Origin of the sequence: Flavobacterium sp. ACN6 (assembly GCF_002304005.1) — a bacterium.
GTDB lineage: Bacteria > Bacteroidota > Bacteroidia > Flavobacteriales > Flavobacteriaceae > Flavobacterium.
The window spans coordinates 140,757-157,488 of the sequence record NZ_MRCQ01000003.1 but is presented as its reverse complement, the minus strand read 5'-3'; the positions used below and the strand labels follow the sequence as shown (position 1 = coordinate 157,488).

Below are 16,732 nucleotides of genomic sequence, written 5' to 3'. Positions count from 1 at the left end.
ACTTATTGATTTTGATTGGTGATTAAGTTTACAGCGTCAGACAATTCTGTCCAAGTGCCGCTAAGTTCGTTTAAAAATGTTTGTCCTATTTCGGTTAGCCCATAATATTTTCTTGGCGGCCCAGAGGTCGATTCTTCCCAGCGATAATTGAGTAAACCGTCATTTTTCAGTCTAGTTAACAACGGATAAACGGTTCCTTCTACAACTAGTAATTTTGCGTTTTTTAAAGTGTCTAATATTTCAGATGTATATGCGTCTTTTTCTTTCAATACAGATAAGATGCAAAACTCAAGAACACCTTTGCGCATCTGTGCTTTTGTGTTTTCAATGTTCATAATTTCATTTTGTTTTTTTTTGATTGAACAATTCGTTTTTTGATTGATGATGATGATTGATGATTGATTGCGAAACTATATATTGATTGATGATTTAATGGTTCCGACTATAACTTTTAATTTTTTTTATGTCACATTGAGCGAACTCAATGTCAGGCTGAGCGATCCCGAGGCGTCGGGAGAAGCCTTTTTTTATCACTTTATAAAAGGAATCGTAAGCGGATATTTGTATAATTCTCCGTTTGATGCTTTTATAGAAGCGTAAATCACTAAAAAGAACTCAGCAAATTTTAGTAATCCAAAAAGTATTACTGCTGTGATCCCTACACTCAGCATTCCGATGTGTGCATGAAAGTCAAAGTTTCTAATCACAAAATTGCGGTCATTAAAAACAGCTTCAACTGGAATATTCTGCAAGAACACAGTTAAGAAAATTGGTATAGCAATTAGTGCTAAAATCAAAGTATAAAGCAGTAAGCTTAACTGAAAGTTCAAAGTCTGTTTTCCGTGATGATTTACAAATTCAGATTTGTCTTTATAGTTTGTCCAGATTAATAGTGGAAAAATATAGTTTCCAAACGGAATAATATATTGACTTAAAGTACTCAAATGAGTAAAGGTTGCTGTATTCTTTTCTGATGTGTTTTCCATGATGAGTGGTGTTGTTGTTTCCATGATTAAAAGTATATAGTAATTTCTTATGCAAATATATATCTAAAAAACAGTATCTTGTTTTGCATAGTACCAAATATTAACAAAAAATTAACAAAAGTGAAATGTGAAAATTAAACTTAAAACGGTGAAAATCATTCGTAACTATTGATTTTATTGAGGTTTTTTTCATATTTGAAGAAAGTATTGTGCGTGCATAGTTTTTTCGTATTTTTACATAAAAAAATAAATCACATGGCAATTTCGGTATCAAAACTTAATAAGTTCGTCTTTTTCAAACTACCATCTGCATTCTTTTGCGGTGTTCGTGTAAAGGATATAAATGATAATAGTTGTACGGTAACAGTAAAACACAGATGGATTAATCAGAATCCTTTCAATTCTATGTACTTTGCTGTTCAGGCAATGGCGGCTGAATTGACAACTGGGGCTTTGGTGATTTCTCAGATTCAGCAAAGCGGCAAAAAGATTTCTATGCTGGTTGCTAATAATAAAGGGAACTTTACCAAAAAAGCAACAGGCCGAATCACTTTTGTCTGCAATGACGGGCATTTAATTGCCGATGCAATCAAGAGAACAATTGAAACTGGAGAAGGACAGACGTTCTGGATGAAATCTATTGGAACAAATGAAGAAGGTATTCAGGTTTCTGAAATGGATTTTGAATGGAGTATTAGAGTGAAATAATTTTTCTGCCACAGATTAAAGGATTAAAAAAAATTATTTTGTTAGAGGAACTTTGACAAAGTTTTAAACTTTGTCAAAGTTGATGCAGAAAAGTATAAAAAAAGACCTCAATTTGCTTGAGGTCTTTCTTGTTGAAATAAAATTTCAATTATTTTTTAACGCAGCAAGACTTTTGATCTTTTTTTTCTGTTGACGTTTTTTTACAGCAGGATTCTTTTTTTGCTTTTTCTTTTTTAGGAGCCGGTTTCGTGTCTTGGGCGTTTACGCCAATTGAAAATACAGCAGCGGTCAAAAATGTGATTACTTTGGTCATCTTGTTTTTAAATGTTTTTGTTAGTATCGTATCATTGGAGGACCAAATATAATGATATTTGTTAGAGTTGATTCTTACAATTTGTTAATGTTTTTATAATGATATGTAATTGAAAAGCAAATAGAAATTAATTCTAATAATTCAAATTAACTCCAAACCCAATTCCCATATCGCTGTCATAATGTGTTGTGATTCCGAAGTTTCTTGCTACGATATATTTTAATCCTGCCATATATTCTTTATCTGTATTCCACATCAGGTTCATTCGAAGGCGCTGCGAAAGCGGAATATCTTTTCTTTCAAATTGCACTCTCACATTTCCATCTGTATATACTTCGACTTGTGCTTTTATGAGCATTGGCAAGGTATATTCAAGACCAGCACTAAAAACCGAACGATTGTCTTTAGTATTTGTTTGTCCAAATAAGTTTTGTTCCTGTTCGTCCATTCCCATTTTTCGGTAACGCCAGTCAAATCCAATAAAAGGCATCAGCCATTGATTTTTTCCAATGTATCTTCCAATATGGGTTTCTGTTTCATAACCGTGTTTGTCGTTGTAACCCAATCTCCATTCTGTTCCAATGCTCCAGCGTGTATTACTATACATCGCTTCTCCATCATTTCCATTACTGGCAAAATCATTTTCTGCCATGAAATGAAACATTCGATCGTCCATTTTTAACATTTTATAAGCCATTTCAGGATGATGAATTAACGGATTCGGAGCTGAATTTTCATAACTAAAAATACGTCCCATTCCTGCCATCATGTGATATAATATATGACAGTGAAAAAACCAGTCGCCGTCTGCATTGGCCTGAAATTCGATTGTATCGGTTTCCATTGGCATAATATCAATGACATTTTTTAAGGGTGAATATTCGCCGTGTTCGTTCAGAATTCTAAAGTCATGTCCGTGTAAATGCATGGGATGGCGCATCATCGAACCGTTGTATAAAACAATTCGAACGTTTTCTCCCTTTTTTATTAAAATTTTATCGGTTTCAGAAACTACTTTATTATCCAAACTCCAGACATAACGATTCATATTTCCAGAAAGCGTAAAACGTAATTCTTTTACAGGAGCGTCTTTTGGAAGCGTTGTTTTAAAGGGCGATTTCAGCATTCCGTAATTCAAAGTAACAATTTCGGGAGTTTCAGTACTGTCATTCCCCATCTTCATTTCTTCCATATTATGATTAGATTGATCCATTTTTGGTTTTGAATTTTCATCTTCACCAGAAATTTCCGGATACATTACGGCGTTCATGTCCATTTTATTCAAAGACATATTCATACCCATATCGTTCATTTCGCCGTTCATTTTCATCATGTCGTTCATCATTTTCATTCCCTCAAAATATTTTAATTTCGAAAGATGATGAATGGGCTGTTTTTCTCCATTTCCTAAAAATAAGGAAGCAGATCCCGTTCTATCTTCGGCTGTAGCCAAAAAAGCAAAAGATTTATTGTCTTCAGGAATGGTAACTACAACGTCGTACGTTTCAGAAACAGCAATAATCAAACGATCGACTTCTACAGGATCGACATCATTTCCGTCGCTGGCCACAACCGTTATTTTTCCGCCTCCATAAGTCAGCCAAAAATAGCTCGAAGCACCGCCGTTGGCAATTCGCAATCGCACTGTGGAGCCTGGTTTAAATTGAGAAAGCTGTTGTTCGTTTTTACCATTAAGCAGGAATTTTTCATAATAAACATCGCTGACATCCATCGCGTTCATTCGTTTCCATTCGTTGGTTACTTTGGTTGAAAAATGCCCTTGCTTTACGGCTTCAAAATAACTCTGCGTTGTTCCTTTTTTTATGGCAAACCAATCATTGGCATTGTGCAGCATTCGCTGAATATTCTCTGGTTTAAGATCAGACCATTCACTTAAAATAACAGGAATGGTTGGCAAATCGTCAATTCCCTTTCTAAAAGTGGCGTCGTCTTTTTTCTTATTGATGATAAAAAGTCCGTATAAACCAATTTGTTCCTGCAAACCCGAATGGCTGTGATACCAATAGGTTCCGTTTTGAATTATAGGAAAAGTATATTTATGAGTTGTTCCAGGTTCGATTGGCATTTGAGTCAAATACGGAACACCATCTTCTTTATTTGGCAGAAACAATCCGTGCCAGTGCATCGAAGTGCTTTCTTTTTTGAGTTCGTTATGAACATAAATTTCTGCAATATCACCTTCTGTAAAAGTCAAAGTCGGCATCGGAATTTGTCCATTAACCGAAATGGCGCGTTTTTCTTTACCCGAAAAATTGACAATCGTATCGCGAACATGTAAATCGTAACGTACTATTTTTTGAGCCTTCAGATGAAAAGCAATTAAAAAGAATAGAAATAAGTATTTGATTTTCATTATAAATTATAATTTTAAATTTTTATGTTAAATTGAAAACAATTTATTTTTAACACATAGAGACATAGATTTTTTGTCTAAAAAAAGATAATAAAAGAAACTAGTTTTCAAACGTAGCTATGTGTATTGATGCAAGTGAAACGCCTTTACGCACAATGCAAAACTATGTTTCTATGTGTTGAAAATAATTACGTTCCAACCTACAATTTTAGATTTCGCAATCGCAAAGCATTTACAATTACTGAGACAGAACTCAAACTCATGGCAACTGCGGCTAACATCGGCGAAAGCAAAATTCCTAAAAATGGATATAAAATTCCCGCTGCAATGGGCACGCCCAAAGTATTATAGATAAAAGCAAAAAACAAATTTTGCTTGATATTTGACATTACGGCGTGACTAAGATTTTTGGCTTTTACAATTCCATTTAAATCCCCTTTAACCAAAGTAATTTTAGCACTTTCAATAGCGACATCAGTTCCCGTTCCCATTGCAATTCCAATATTAGATTGTGCTAGAGCAGGTGCATCATTGATTCCGTCGCCGGCCATTGCCACAATTTTGCCTTGGGCTTGAAGACGTTCAATTTCTTTTAGTTTATCTTCTGGAAGACAATCGGCCTTAAAAGAACTCAAATGCAAATGATCGGCAACGGCTTTTGCTGTATTATGGTTGTCGCCGGTCATCATGATTACTTCAACTCCCTGATCGATTAATTTTTTAATTGCTTTTGCACTGTTTTCCTTTATCGCATCGGTAATCGCAACATAGCCTAAAACTTCTTTTTCGATAGAAATATACGAAATCGTTTTGCCTAAATTTTGTTCAGCAGTAACTTGTTTTTCTAAATCTTCAGCAATAGCTGCGCCTATTTCATCCATCAATTTTTTGTTTCCTAATGCGGCTTTTTTGTTTTCGATAGTTCCTAAAACACCTTTTCCAGCAACGGTTTCAAAACCTTCAACTTCTTTGAAAAGAATGTTTTTTGCTTTTGCAAAATTGACTACGGCCTGCGCCAAAGGATGTTCGCTGTGCTGATTTAGAGAAGCAATGTTTTGAAGCAGAAAATCTTCGTTGTTATTTAGGGCATAAATTTTTTCTACAGATGGTTTTCCTTCCGTAATTGTTCCTGTTTTATCGGTTATCAAAACATCAATTTTATTCATGTTTTCTAAGGCTTCAGCATTTTTTATCAGGATTCCGTTTTGAGCGCCTTTTCCAACGCCAACCATAACCGACATAGGTGTTGCTAATCCGAGAGCACAAGGACAAGCAATAATTAAAACGGCAATTGCATTAATTAATCCGTAAACATAGGCAGGTTCTGGACCAAATTTTGCCCAAGCAAAAAAGGTTAAAATAGAAATAATAACAACAGTTGGAACAAAATATTTAGACACACGATCGGCTAATTTCTGAATCGGAGCTCGAGATCGGCTGGCATCATTTACCATTTGAATAATTTGCGACAGCATCGTTTCTGAACCTACTTTTTCTGCAATCATTACAAATGATTTTGTACCATTTATAGTTCCGGAAATTACAGTATCTTCCACTTTTTTATCAACTGGAATAGGCTCTCCCGTAATCATCGATTCGTCTATACTGCTTTCGCCAGAAGTTATTTTACCGTCAACAGGAATTTTTTCTCCGGGTTTTACACGAAGTAAATCGCCTTTTTTAATATTGTGAATGGAGATTACTTTATCATTTCCGTTTTCAACTAATGTTGCTTCGGTCGGTGCGAGTTTCAATAATTCTTTTATGGCTCCGTTGGTTTGTCCGTGTGCTTTGGCTTCCAATAATTGTCCTAATAAAACTAAAGTGATAATTACGGTTGCAGCTTCAAAATACAAATGAATGGTTCCGTGGTGTGATTTAAATTCAGCAGGAAAAATATCAGGAAAAAACATTCCGATAAGACTAAATAGAAAGGCAACGCTGGTTCCAATACCGATTAAAGTAAACATATTAAGATTCCAAGTAACAATTGATTTGTAAGCGCGAACAAAAAACATCCAGCCCGCATAGAATAAAACAGGAATCGAAAATAAAAATTGAACCCAATTCCATTTTTCAACAGACATTATATTATAAAGCGGATTATTCGGAATCATTTCTGACATTGAAATGATGAAAATAGGAAGCGTAAACAAAATTGCTATTTTCATTTTTCGCCATAAATCAGAATAGGTTTTGTTTTCTTCATTTTCTGAAGCCTGAATCGGAACCAAATCCATGCCGCAAATCGGACAGTCTCCTGCCTCGTTTGAAATGATTTCGGGATGCATCGGGCAGGTAAATTGTGTCGCCGAAACGGTAACTTGAGGGACTAAATCCATTCCGCAAACTGGACAATCTCCAGGTTTGTTGTAGGTTTTGTCGCCTTCGCAATGCATTGGACAATAATAAACTCCGTTGGCACTGTGTTGATGCATTTTTGGAGTTTCTTTTTTATGAGGATCTTGATTCTGTTTTTTATGACTCGAGCAGCATGATTTTGCCGGTGTTTCAGAATGATTTTTTGGAGAATCCATTTCAATGGTATAATTTCCAGCGGCGGCTAAAATTTCCTGAAGTTTTTCTGTTGGCACATGCTGTTGCATTGTTATGGTTGCCAACGGAGGATTTAAAGTTACTTCTGCCTGAATTCCTTCCACTTCATTCAAAGTTTTTTCGACTTTGGTTCGGCATCCGTTACAAGACATTCCTGAAATTATATATTGATGAGTCATTGTTTTTGTTTTTAGTGTAGTACAATGCAAATTTCCGAACTAAGGTTTACAACGGTTTGTAGAATTTTGGGAATGATTTGTATGATTTACTAAATTTTATTTAACCGCAAAGGACGCAAGCATTTTTGCTATGCTCGTTTTATATAAAAACGCAAAGTTCGCAAAGCTTTGTCTTAAAAAATCTTTGCGAACCTTGCGTAAATTCTCTGTGTTCTTTGCGGTTAAAAACTATATATTCTCGATCTGAATACGTTTTTTATCATTCGATTGTTTGAACGAAGTAGGAGTAAAGCCAGTAATTTTTTTGAATTGATTACTCAAATGAGCCACATTGCTGTAATTTAAAATATCGGCAATTTCGCTTAACGAAAGCTCATTGTAAACCAATAATTCTTTTACCTTTTCGATTTTCTGACTTATAAAATATTTCTCGATTGTGGTGTTTTCAACTTCAGAAAACAAATTACTCAACGAATTGTAATCCTGATTGAGATTTTCTGCCAGATAATCTGATAAATTGATTTTGAGATCATTGTTTTTATGATGCACCAAATCGATAATTAGGTTTTTTATTTTCTCAACCGTTTTTGTTTTTTTATCATCGATTAAGTCAAAACCTAAAGCATGGAGATTTTCCAATAAAACTTCTTTCTGCGTATCGTTGATTTCTTCGTTTAGCTCAACTTCTCCTAATTCGACAGCAATAGTTTGAAGTCCGAGTTTTTCGAACTCAGACTTCACAACCATTTTGCATCGGCTGCACACCATATTCTTGATGTAAAGCTTCATATTATTTAATCGTTTCTACTACGTTGCCGCAAGTCAGCATTGAAGAACCGTAATACGGGTTTTTAACTGCTTTTTCTTTGCTTAACCAATCTGCATCTGCCATTGGGCAGTATTGTTTGTAAATTGGCTGTTCTGGATTTGAAACTTTTATAAGATCATAAGTGTTTTTTGATAATGATTTAAAAGTCTCACGTTGTTTTTTAAGATCTGTTGTTGCAGAAATACCTTTTGCATCGGCAGTTAATTTTTTTACCACTTTCATCCAAACCGTATGTTCACTACTTTTTAGTTTGTCCATTTTTACTGCGGTAATGGCGTTCAATAAATCTTTGGCTTTCGCCGAAGTTAATTTGCTGTCACTTTTTATAAGTGCATCTTTTACGGTAAAATAAGCATCATAAACGCTTTGTAATTGTGAATCTGCAGCTTCAATTTCTGTTATTTCAGATTTAGCTGTGCTAGCTTGAATGTTATTTGCAGAAAATAATAATGTGATTATTGCTGTTACAGCTATTATAGATTTTTTCATTGTGTTTTGATTTGATAAAGAAATTTGAAATTCCTTTAAAATTATTAAAAATTATTCGTGTCAAAAAGGCCCAATATGGGCTGTCAAAAATGCGAAACTTATATTTTAGGCTTGAGCCAGATTGAAGTAAATCCAGAAGAAATGGTAACTTCAGGATAATAAGAAAAAGTGCTTTTTAAAGAAAAATTAAATACATCATTTTCCAAATCAAAATTGTTTGAATTTAAAATAATGGATTGAAAAGTTGAGGTATTACAGCCCGAATGACTGCATTTTCCGTTGCAATTGTGTTTTTCTTTTTTGGAATGTTTGTTTTCACAGCATTTTTTAGAACAGCTGTTTTTCTCTTTAGAAGTAATTTCTGTCTTATGACCATTATTGCATGCGTAAGAGCTCGGACTCAAAAAGAAGCTGAGTGTAAGCAAAAGCATGAATATGTGGATTTTTCTAGACAAGGAAATTGTTTTTCAAATACAAATTTAACTAAAAATGTTCGAGGATATTGTTTTTTAAGATTTCAATAACTACAGTTTTTTAAAATCAGTTGGTTTCATGTTTTTTCTCTTTTTAAAATAATTGCTCAAATGACTTTCATCGGTGAAACCAAATTCATACGCAATCTGTTTAATAGGCAATTGATTGTTGTGAAACCTTTTTTCGATTAAAGTCGTTCTCAAATTATGAATGTACTCGCGATAACTAATACTGAATGTTCTTTTAAAATAAGCGCTAAAGTAAGTTTGTGCAATATTAAAATGATCTGCTATTACTTTAACCTGAACCAATTTTGGCTGGTAAATATTCTGGTGAATATAATTTGCGATTTGTTCGTTATCCAAATGTGTCGATTTCATCTGCAGATTCATACAACGGATCGTTTCTTTAATTAAACCGAAAATCGAAAGAATCTGGTAAAAAACGATTGGAGAAGAAGTAACATCAATATATTGGCCATAAGTTACAATGTTTTCAACCGTGTTTCTCAGAATAGTTTTGCAAGGCTCATCAAACTTCAAAACAGTTTCTTTCAAAATTTTATCTCGCATGAAGCTTTCTGGCGTGTTCACAAGAAATTCATCGCAGGTAAGATTCTGTTTAGAGTTGAAATAATTATCTGTGAATTTGATAAAAGTAAACTTTGTGCTTTTCTTTATATCAAAATAATGTTTGTCATCTGGAGAAATTACAAATAAATCTCCTGCTTTATAAGGTAATAGATTGTTGTTCAAGTGATGAATGCCACTCCCTTTTTTAATATAAATAATTTCATAATAGGTATGCGTATGCGGCGGAAGATGAAATTTTTCTTCTTCAAACTCATCCAGCACAAGTGTTTTAAATTGATTTAATTTCGGCATAACTTAAATATACAATTTTATATCACAAATATACAACTTCTGTTAAGACTAATGGTGCTAATTTTGCATCGTAGAAATTTATTCCTTTCTACTTTTAATGAAATGAAAAAAAGTCTTATTGCTCTCTCTTTAGGAGGGTTAACTATTGGAATTACAGAATTTGTAATGATGGGCTTACTTCCTGATATTGCTTCAGATATGAAAGTTTCAATTCCTGTGGCGGGTTATTTAATTTCCGCTTATGCACTTGGAGTTGTAATTGGAGCACCTTTATTAGTAATTGCAGGCAGGAATTTTGCACCAAAGAAAATGCTTTTAATATTAGCTTTAATGCTGGCAGTTTTCAATGCATTGTCAATTATCGCACCAAGCTATAATATTTTATTTGCGTCTCGATTTCTTTCTGGTTTACCGCATGGAGCATTCTTTGGAGTTGGAGCGGTAGTTGCAAGCCGTTTGGCAGATAAAGGAAAAGAAGCACAGGCAATTTCTATTATGTTCTCTGGTTTAACTATTGCAAACTTAATAGGTGTGCCAATTGGAACATATATAGGTCACCACTTTATTTGGCGTTATACCTTTATATTAATTGCGATTGTGGGGCTTTTGACATTTTTAGCGATTTATTTATGGATGCCAAATCTAGAAAAAGGCGAAAGTGTCAATATGAAAACACAGCTTCAATTTTTTAAGAAAACAGAAGCATGGTTAATCATCGGAATTACGGCAATTGGTTTTGGCGGCTTGTTTGCGTGGATCAGTTATATTGCACCGCTGCTAACTAATGTATCTAAATTTTCGCCAGAAGATGTGTCGTATATTTTGATCTTGGCAGGATTAGGAATGGTTGTTGGGAATTTTGCAGGAGGAAAATTGGCAGATAAATTTTCGCCCGCGCCTACAACATTAGCCTTATTACTTGTAATGTCTATCGATTTGGTTTTGGTTTACTTTTTCTCCTTTAATCAATATGTATCTTTATTTCTGACTTTCTTAACTGGAGCTATTTCATTTTCTGTTATTGCGCCAATTCAAATGTTGATGATTCGATCTGCAAAAGGAGCAGAGATGATCGCTTCAGCATCATTGCAGGGAAGTTTTAATATTGGTAATGCTTTAGGAGCATTTCTAGGCGGATTGCCTTTGGCAGCGGGACTTAGTTACTCATCTCCAAATTTAATTGGTGTTGGAATGTCAATTATCGGAATGATTATAACATTCATTTTGATGAAGTTACATCGCAAGCAGTTAGCTGTACAGCCTGTTTAAAAATAATATAATCTTTTTTTGAAGCCCTTAACTTTTGTTTAAGGGCTTTTTTGTGCTTTGTCCGCGCTGCCTTTCGGTATGAAATTTTATACTTCTCTTTTCTGAATGCACTTACGTCAGAAAATACACTTTAAATTTTAAGGCCATTTTCTAATAAAATTAATTTTTTTTTAAGCTTCTTGTGATTTTTAAGTGTAAAAATAACACCTAATAATTTCATAATTAATATTCATGTAATCGATTGTTTTTTTTGCAAAAATCGAATCAAATGAGCGATAAGTAATAATATATTTAATATTTTATATTGATTAAAATTATACATGTCATATAAAAAATCGGTAATTTTTTTGATATATAATTTTTTTTAGGAATTTTTTAGGAATTTTTATTTTTCGTTTAAAAAAAATATCTATGTTTGTGTAATCGATTACAACAATTTTTTCTAATACACGAAATCGATTAAGTACTCAAGGGTAAAAAAAGATAAAGAGTACACTATTATTGAATGCAGTAAAATTAAATGTTAAAAAAGTACTTATAATAATTATAATAAAATGAATTGAACGTAACCACAAAAAACCACTTAAACTAAAACGAAAAAAATTAATTAACTTAAACAATCAACCATGAACTTTAAAGAATTATTAAACAAAGGAGCAGATTTTTGCTTTAAACTTGTTTTCTTACTGTGCTTATTGATCGGCAGTCAAACATACGCGCAGACCACAACGATAGAGGGAACTGTGAAAGATGCTGCGGGACTTTCTTTACCAGGCGTAAATGTCTTGGAGAAAGGAACTAAGAACGGGACTTCTACTGACTTCGACGGTCATTACAAATTGAAATTAACCAATCCGAAAGCGGTTTTAAGTTTTTCTTTTATAGGATTTAAAACAACCGACATTTCTACAGAAGGAAAAACGAAAGTAAACGCAACTCTGTCTGAAGATTCTAATAACTTAAATGAGGTTGTTGTAATTGGATACGGTACATCTAAAAAATCTGATTTGACAGGTGCTGTAGCTACATTTTCTGGAAATGAAATGCGAAAAATTCCAACTCCTAACGTAACTGAAGCTTTAACAGGACGTATTGCGGGGGTTCAGGTAACTTCTTCTGAAGGTTCGCCAGATTCAAACGTACAGATTAGAATTCGTGGAAACGGATCTTTAACACAAGATGCTTCTCCATTATACATTGTTGATGGATTTCCTGTAAACAATATCAATGACATTTCTTCATCTGATATTGATACTATGACAATTTTAAAAGATGCGTCGTCTACAGCAATCTACGGTTCTAGAGGTGCTTATGGAGTTGTTATTGTTACGACAAAAAAAGGTAAAGACGGAAAAATAGCTGTAAACTTTAATATGTTTTACGGTATGAAAAAAATGGCCAATACGATTGGTGTTACGGCTCCAGAAGATTACGTAAAATGGCAGTACGAATATGCTTTGCTTAAAGACAATACAGATTTAAGTTCTTACGAAAAGTACTTTGGTTCATGGAAAGATTACGATATGTACAAAGGCATGAAAGGTAATAATTGGCAAAAACAAATTTTTGGACGCACAGGTGAGGTTCAAAGTCGTGATTTATCTATTCGTGGAGGTTCTGATAAAATGAACTATAATTTCAATTATGCTCATTATGATGAAAAAGCAATTATGCTCGGATCAGATTATAACAGAAATAACTTATCTCTTGCTCTAAACAGTAAAGCTTCTGATAAAATAGATTTAAGTTTTACAATGCGTTATTCTGATACTGAAATTAATGGTGGTGGTATGAACGAACAAAATGAGGTTTCTTCTGCAGATTCTCGTTTGAAAAATATTGTTGGTTATGCTCCAATTCCAGTTCCAGGTTTAACAACTGATGATACTGATGAAGCTGTTGCTGATAATTTAACACACCCTTTTGTGGCAATTTCAGATAGTGACCGCCAGCAATTCAGAAAAAACTTTAATATGCTGGGAAGTTTTTCTTGGAAACTAACTTCAGATTTAATATTCAAAACAGAATTAGGTTTAGATAATTATAATTTACAAGATTACCGTTATTTCGGTCGTACAACTTATTATGTAAAAAACAGCCCTGCGGCAGAAAGACAAGGTATGCCGGCTATGATAATGGGAGACAGAAAAGATACTCGTTTTAGAAATGCCAATACGCTTAATTATGATTTGAAAAAAATAGTTGGAGAAAATCATAGTTTAAAATTCCTTTTAGGTGAGGAATCAATTGATTATAAAAGAAATGACGTAAGCTCTGCAATTCAAGGATATCCATTGTCTTTTGATTTAGATCAGGCAAAAAAATTGACAACGCAGGGAACACCAGTTTCTGTTGATAATTTCTATTTCCCAGATGATAAATTACTTTCATTCTTTGGTCGTGTAAATTATGACTATAAAGACCGTTACCTTTTTACTGCAACATATCGTGCCGATGGTTCTAGTAAATTTTCAGGAGATAATAAATGGGGCTTTTTCCCAGCAGCAGCTGCAGCTTGGAAAATTTCAGGAGAAGAATTTATGAAAAATGCTTCTTGGGTTAATTTACTTAAATTAAGAGTAAGTTATGGTGAAGCAGGTAACAACAATATTCCAACAGGACAAATGGTTCAAAGTTTTATATCTTCTACAACTACATGGATCAACGGAGTAGATAATTTCTGGGCAGCTTCTAAAACAATGGCTAATCCAGATTTAAAATGGGAAACTACAGTAACACAAAACTTAGGTTTAGATTTTGACTTATTTAAAAATAAAGTAACAGGATCTGTAGAGGTATATAAAAATGTTACAAAAGATTTATTAATCAACTTCCCTATTGCTGGAGGAGGATATGATTTTCAATACAGAAACATGGGTGAGGTTCAAAACAGCGGAGTTGAGGCTACGTTAAATTTAAATCTTATCGAAAGAGCTAAATACGGCGTAAGTGTATCTTTTAATGCAGGATTCAATACCAATAGAATCAATTCTCTTGGTGTAATGAGTAATTATGGAGCAAGTTCTGGATGGGCTTCAACTGCAATTGGAAATGATTTCTTAGTAAACGTGGGCCAGCCAATTGGTATCATGTACGGATATAAAAGCGACGGACGTTATGAGGTGTCTGATTTTGATTACAATGGAGGAACATATACTTTAAAAACTGGAGTAGCAGACGGTTCAACAATTGTAGGGCCAATGAAACCTGGTGCAATGAAATTGAAAGATATTGATGGTGACGGTAAAGTAACTGCAAATGACCTTTCTGTAATTGGAAATTCTAATCCAAAAAGTACGGGTGGTTTTGTGTTGAATGCAAACGCTTACGGTTTCGACCTTTCTGCTGCATTTAACTACAGCATTGGAAATGATGTTTACAATGCCAACAAGATTGAATTTGGTACTTCAGTGCCAAATGGACAATACAGAAATTTAAATTCTGAAATGGCTGACGGTACAAGATGGACAAATTTTGATCCTGCAACAGGACAATTGGTTACAGATCCAGCTGCATTGACTGCCTTAAATGCTAATACAACAATGTGGTCTCCTTATATGCCTCGCGCTGTATTTAGTGATTGGGCTGTTGAAGATGGATCATTCTTGAGACTTAATAATTTGACAGTAGGTTATACTTCGCCAGAAGCTTTAACTTCAGCTCTGGGTGTTTCTAAGTTGAGATTTTATCTTACAGCTAGTAATGTTTTTGTTTGGACTAATTATTCAGGCCCAGATCCTGAGTCTTCAACAAGAAGAAACACACCTCTTACTCCGGGAGTTGATTACTCAGCTTATCCGAGAAGCAGACAGTTGATTTTTGGTTTAAACCTTAATTTTTAATTCAGTAAAACTTTCACAAGATGAAACATAAAATATTAATAGCAGGAATGTTTGTCGCAAGTCTTTTTTCTTCTTGCTCAGATGATTACTTAGACGCTCCAGCGCAATCGACATTAGACGAATCAGTTATTTTTTCAAGCCCTGGATTGGCGGAAGGAGCAATTGACGGAATTAAAGTTCCTTTTGCGGAAACAAATTCTTATAGAGGTCGTTTTCTTCCGTTCTACGGATTAAATACGGATACAGAATGGTATAACTCTTCACAAACTGTAAGCGATGCTTCTGATTTGTGTACTTATGATGCAAAGCCGAATAATTCTCAAATGAATACAACAAACAATGCTTGGGCAATGATGTACTCAGGTATTGAACGTGCGAATGTTTGTATTCGTGGTTTAAGAACTTATGGGAATCCAACTCCAGGATCACAATTAGGATATTTACTAGGTGAGGCTTTAACATTAAGAGCAATCTATTATGCTGATTTATTAAAAACTTGGGGAGATGTTCCTGCAAGATTTGAACCAGTAAGTAACGCAACTCTTTATATCGAAAAATCTAGTAGAGATATAGTTTACAAACAGATTATTGCAGATTTAGGAGAAGCAGCGACATTGGTGCCTTGGCCTGGTGAAACTGCGGCAACAAGCAATGTTGAGAGAATTAACAAAGCTTTTGTAAAAGGATTCCGTGCTCGTTTGGCAATGGCAGCCAGCGGTTTCCAGCAATATCCTGACGGAATCAGAAGAAGTACAGATCCTGAATTGTCTGTTGGAAATATGTATGCATTAGCTTTAGCAGAATCTCGTTCTGTTATTGCAAGCGGATCTGCACATTTAGAACCTTCATTTGAAACTTTCTGGAAAAAATACAATCAGGAATACATCACGGCGGGTGGAGAATCTCTTTGGGAACTTCCTTTTGCAGATGGTAGAGGACGTATGTTGTTTACTTTTGCTGTTCGTCATACAACAAATGACCAATTCCATGCAAATGGAGCGAATCGCGGTGGAACTGCAGGACCGCTTCCAACAGTATTTTATGATTACGATCAGGCAGATACTAGAAGAGATGTAACTTGTGTTCCTTACAAATATGGTACAGCTGTAAATAATGTTGCAAAACAAGAATTAGGAGCTTTGAATACTTGGTATTTCGGAAAATACCGTTACGAATGGATGACTCGTTTTGTAACTTCTACAAATGACGATGGTGTAAATAAAATTTATATGAGATATGCAGAAGTTCTTTTAATTGCCGCTGAAGCGGCAAATGAATTAGAAGGCCCTTCCGCAGCGGCTCCGTACTTAAAAGAAATAAGAAGAAGAGCTTTTCCAGCAGCAGTTCAGGCGGTGAAAGTTGAGAACTATGTAAACGCTTTGACGAGTAAAGAATCTATGCTTAATGCTTTGGTGGAAGAAAATAAATTTGAATTTACTGGTGAAATGGAGCGTAAACAAGCGCTTATCCGTTGGAATTTATTAAAAGCAAAATTGGATGAAGCTAAAGTAAATATGAAAAATTTAGCTGATCGTACAGGACGATATGCTGATGTTCCAGCTGCTTTGTACTATAAATATAAAGCAGATAATGTAAGTTTAGATATTTATGGTCTTAATCGTGGTGAAACAACAAGCCCGGGTACAGATTATACGCAATTTGCATGGACATGGACAGGTGCTGCAACAGATACTAAAATAAATACTTTGTATAAACCAGGAGTTAATCCAGATAATAGACAATTTTGGCCAATCTGGCAGGTGTTTATTGATGGAAGCAACGGAAAATTAACTAATGATTATTCTTACTAACAACTCGCTGAAAATTAA

Annotated in this window: 12 protein-coding genes; 4 read left to right on the top strand and 8 right to left on the bottom strand. The window is 34.3% G+C overall.

From position 1 onward, the window contains the following. Positions 1 to 2: 2 nt before the first annotated feature. Complete coding sequence (locus tag BSF42_RS06030; protein ID WP_008464689.1) at positions 3 to 335, bottom strand: PadR family transcriptional regulator; 333 nt, start codon at positions 333 to 335, stop codon at positions 3 to 5. A 195-nt stretch (positions 336 to 530) separates the two neighbouring features. Then, positions 531 to 986 (bottom strand): DUF4870 domain-containing protein, encoded by a 456-nt coding sequence (locus tag BSF42_RS06025; RefSeq protein WP_095952433.1) that lies wholly within the window; start codon positions 984 to 986, stop codon positions 531 to 533. Positions 987 to 1,241: 255 nt separating this feature from the next. On the opposite strand from BSF42_RS06025, the gene BSF42_RS06020 reads away from it, so the two are divergent. Next, positions 1,242 to 1,694, top strand: a complete 453-nt coding sequence (locus BSF42_RS06020) for a DUF4442 domain-containing protein (RefSeq protein WP_095952208.1) — start codon at positions 1,242 to 1,244, stop codon at positions 1,692 to 1,694. Positions 1,695 to 2,140: 446 nt separating this feature from the next. Here the strand turns inward: BSF42_RS06020 and BSF42_RS06015 are convergent, their stop codons facing one another. From BSF42_RS06015 to BSF42_RS05990, 6 genes are all read right to left on the bottom strand, one after another. Next, the gene (locus tag BSF42_RS06015; protein ID WP_095952207.1) at positions 2,141 to 4,381 is read right to left on the bottom strand and encodes a multicopper oxidase family protein; all 2,241 of its coding nucleotides are present in this window, start codon (positions 4,379 to 4,381) and stop codon (positions 2,141 to 2,143) included. Positions 4,382 to 4,581: 200 nt separating this feature from the next. Beyond that, on the bottom strand, positions 4,582 to 7,116 hold the full coding sequence (locus tag BSF42_RS06010) for a heavy metal translocating P-type ATPase (protein WP_095952206.1): 2,535 nt from the start codon (positions 7,114 to 7,116) through the stop codon (positions 4,582 to 4,584). A 228-nt stretch (positions 7,117 to 7,344) separates the two neighbouring features. Further along, the gene (locus BSF42_RS06005) at positions 7,345 to 7,905 is read right to left on the bottom strand and encodes an AraC family transcriptional regulator (protein WP_095952205.1); all 561 of its coding nucleotides are present in this window, start codon (positions 7,903 to 7,905) and stop codon (positions 7,345 to 7,347) included. 1 nt (position 7,906) lies between these two features. Further along, entirely contained in the window at positions 7,907 to 8,434 is a 528-nt protein-coding gene (locus BSF42_RS06000) for a DUF3347 domain-containing protein (protein WP_095952204.1), read from the bottom strand. Between the two features lie 98 nt (positions 8,435 to 8,532). Next, the gene (locus BSF42_RS05995) at positions 8,533 to 8,865 is read right to left on the bottom strand and encodes a hypothetical protein (RefSeq protein ID WP_095952203.1); all 333 of its coding nucleotides are present in this window, start codon (positions 8,863 to 8,865) and stop codon (positions 8,533 to 8,535) included. Between the two features lie 93 nt (positions 8,866 to 8,958). Beyond that, on the bottom strand, positions 8,959 to 9,792 hold the full coding sequence (locus BSF42_RS05990) for an AraC family transcriptional regulator (RefSeq protein WP_095952202.1): 834 nt from the start codon (positions 9,790 to 9,792) through the stop codon (positions 8,959 to 8,961). Positions 9,793 to 9,894: 102 nt separating this feature from the next. Between BSF42_RS05990 and BSF42_RS05985 the strand changes: the two genes are divergently transcribed. From BSF42_RS05985 to BSF42_RS05975, 3 genes are all read left to right on the top strand, one after another. Further along, entirely contained in the window at positions 9,895 to 11,061 is a 1,167-nt protein-coding gene (locus BSF42_RS05985; protein WP_095952201.1) for an MFS transporter, read from the top strand. Positions 11,062 to 11,687: 626 nt separating this feature from the next. Continuing rightward, positions 11,688 to 14,903, top strand: a complete 3,216-nt coding sequence (locus tag BSF42_RS05980; protein ID WP_095952200.1) for a TonB-dependent receptor — start codon at positions 11,688 to 11,690, stop codon at positions 14,901 to 14,903. A gap of 20 nt (positions 14,904 to 14,923) precedes the next feature. Then, a complete protein-coding gene (locus tag BSF42_RS05975; RefSeq protein ID WP_095952199.1) occupies positions 14,924 to 16,714 on the top strand; it encodes a RagB/SusD family nutrient uptake outer membrane protein in 1,791 nt (596 codons plus the stop codon). The last annotated feature ends 18 nt before the right edge of the window (positions 16,715 to 16,732 follow it).

What these genes read in the sequence shown, in the direction of transcription:
- BSF42_RS06030 (WP_008464689.1), bottom strand. Translation starts at nt 335, where the DNA reads ATGAACATTGAAAACACAAAAGCACAGATGCGCAAAGGTGTTCTTGAG.
- BSF42_RS06025 (WP_095952433.1), bottom strand. Translation starts at nt 986, where the DNA reads ATGGAAAACACATCAGAAAAGAATACAGCAACCTTTACTCATTTGAGT.
- BSF42_RS06020 (WP_095952208.1), top strand. Translation starts at nt 1,242, where the DNA reads ATGGCAATTTCGGTATCAAAACTTAATAAGTTCGTCTTTTTCAAACTA.
- BSF42_RS06015 (WP_095952207.1), bottom strand. Translation starts at nt 4,381, where the DNA reads ATGAAAATCAAATACTTATTTCTATTCTTTTTAATTGCTTTTCATCTG.
- BSF42_RS06010 (WP_095952206.1), bottom strand. Translation starts at nt 7,116, where the DNA reads ATGACTCATCAATATATAATTTCAGGAATGTCTTGTAACGGATGCCGA.
- BSF42_RS06005 (WP_095952205.1), bottom strand. Translation starts at nt 7,905, where the DNA reads ATGAAGCTTTACATCAAGAATATGGTGTGCAGCCGATGCAAAATGGTT.
- BSF42_RS06000 (WP_095952204.1), bottom strand. Translation starts at nt 8,434, where the DNA reads ATGAAAAAATCTATAATAGCTGTAACAGCAATAATCACATTATTATTT.
- BSF42_RS05995 (WP_095952203.1), bottom strand. Translation starts at nt 8,865, where the DNA reads ATGCTTTTGCTTACACTCAGCTTCTTTTTGAGTCCGAGCTCTTACGCA.
- BSF42_RS05990 (WP_095952202.1), bottom strand. Translation starts at nt 9,792, where the DNA reads ATGCCGAAATTAAATCAATTTAAAACACTTGTGCTGGATGAGTTTGAA.
- BSF42_RS05985 (WP_095952201.1), top strand. Translation starts at nt 9,895, where the DNA reads ATGAAAAAAAGTCTTATTGCTCTCTCTTTAGGAGGGTTAACTATTGGA.
- BSF42_RS05980 (WP_095952200.1), top strand. Translation starts at nt 11,688, where the DNA reads ATGAACTTTAAAGAATTATTAAACAAAGGAGCAGATTTTTGCTTTAAA.
- BSF42_RS05975 (WP_095952199.1), top strand. Translation starts at nt 14,924, where the DNA reads ATGAAACATAAAATATTAATAGCAGGAATGTTTGTCGCAAGTCTTTTT.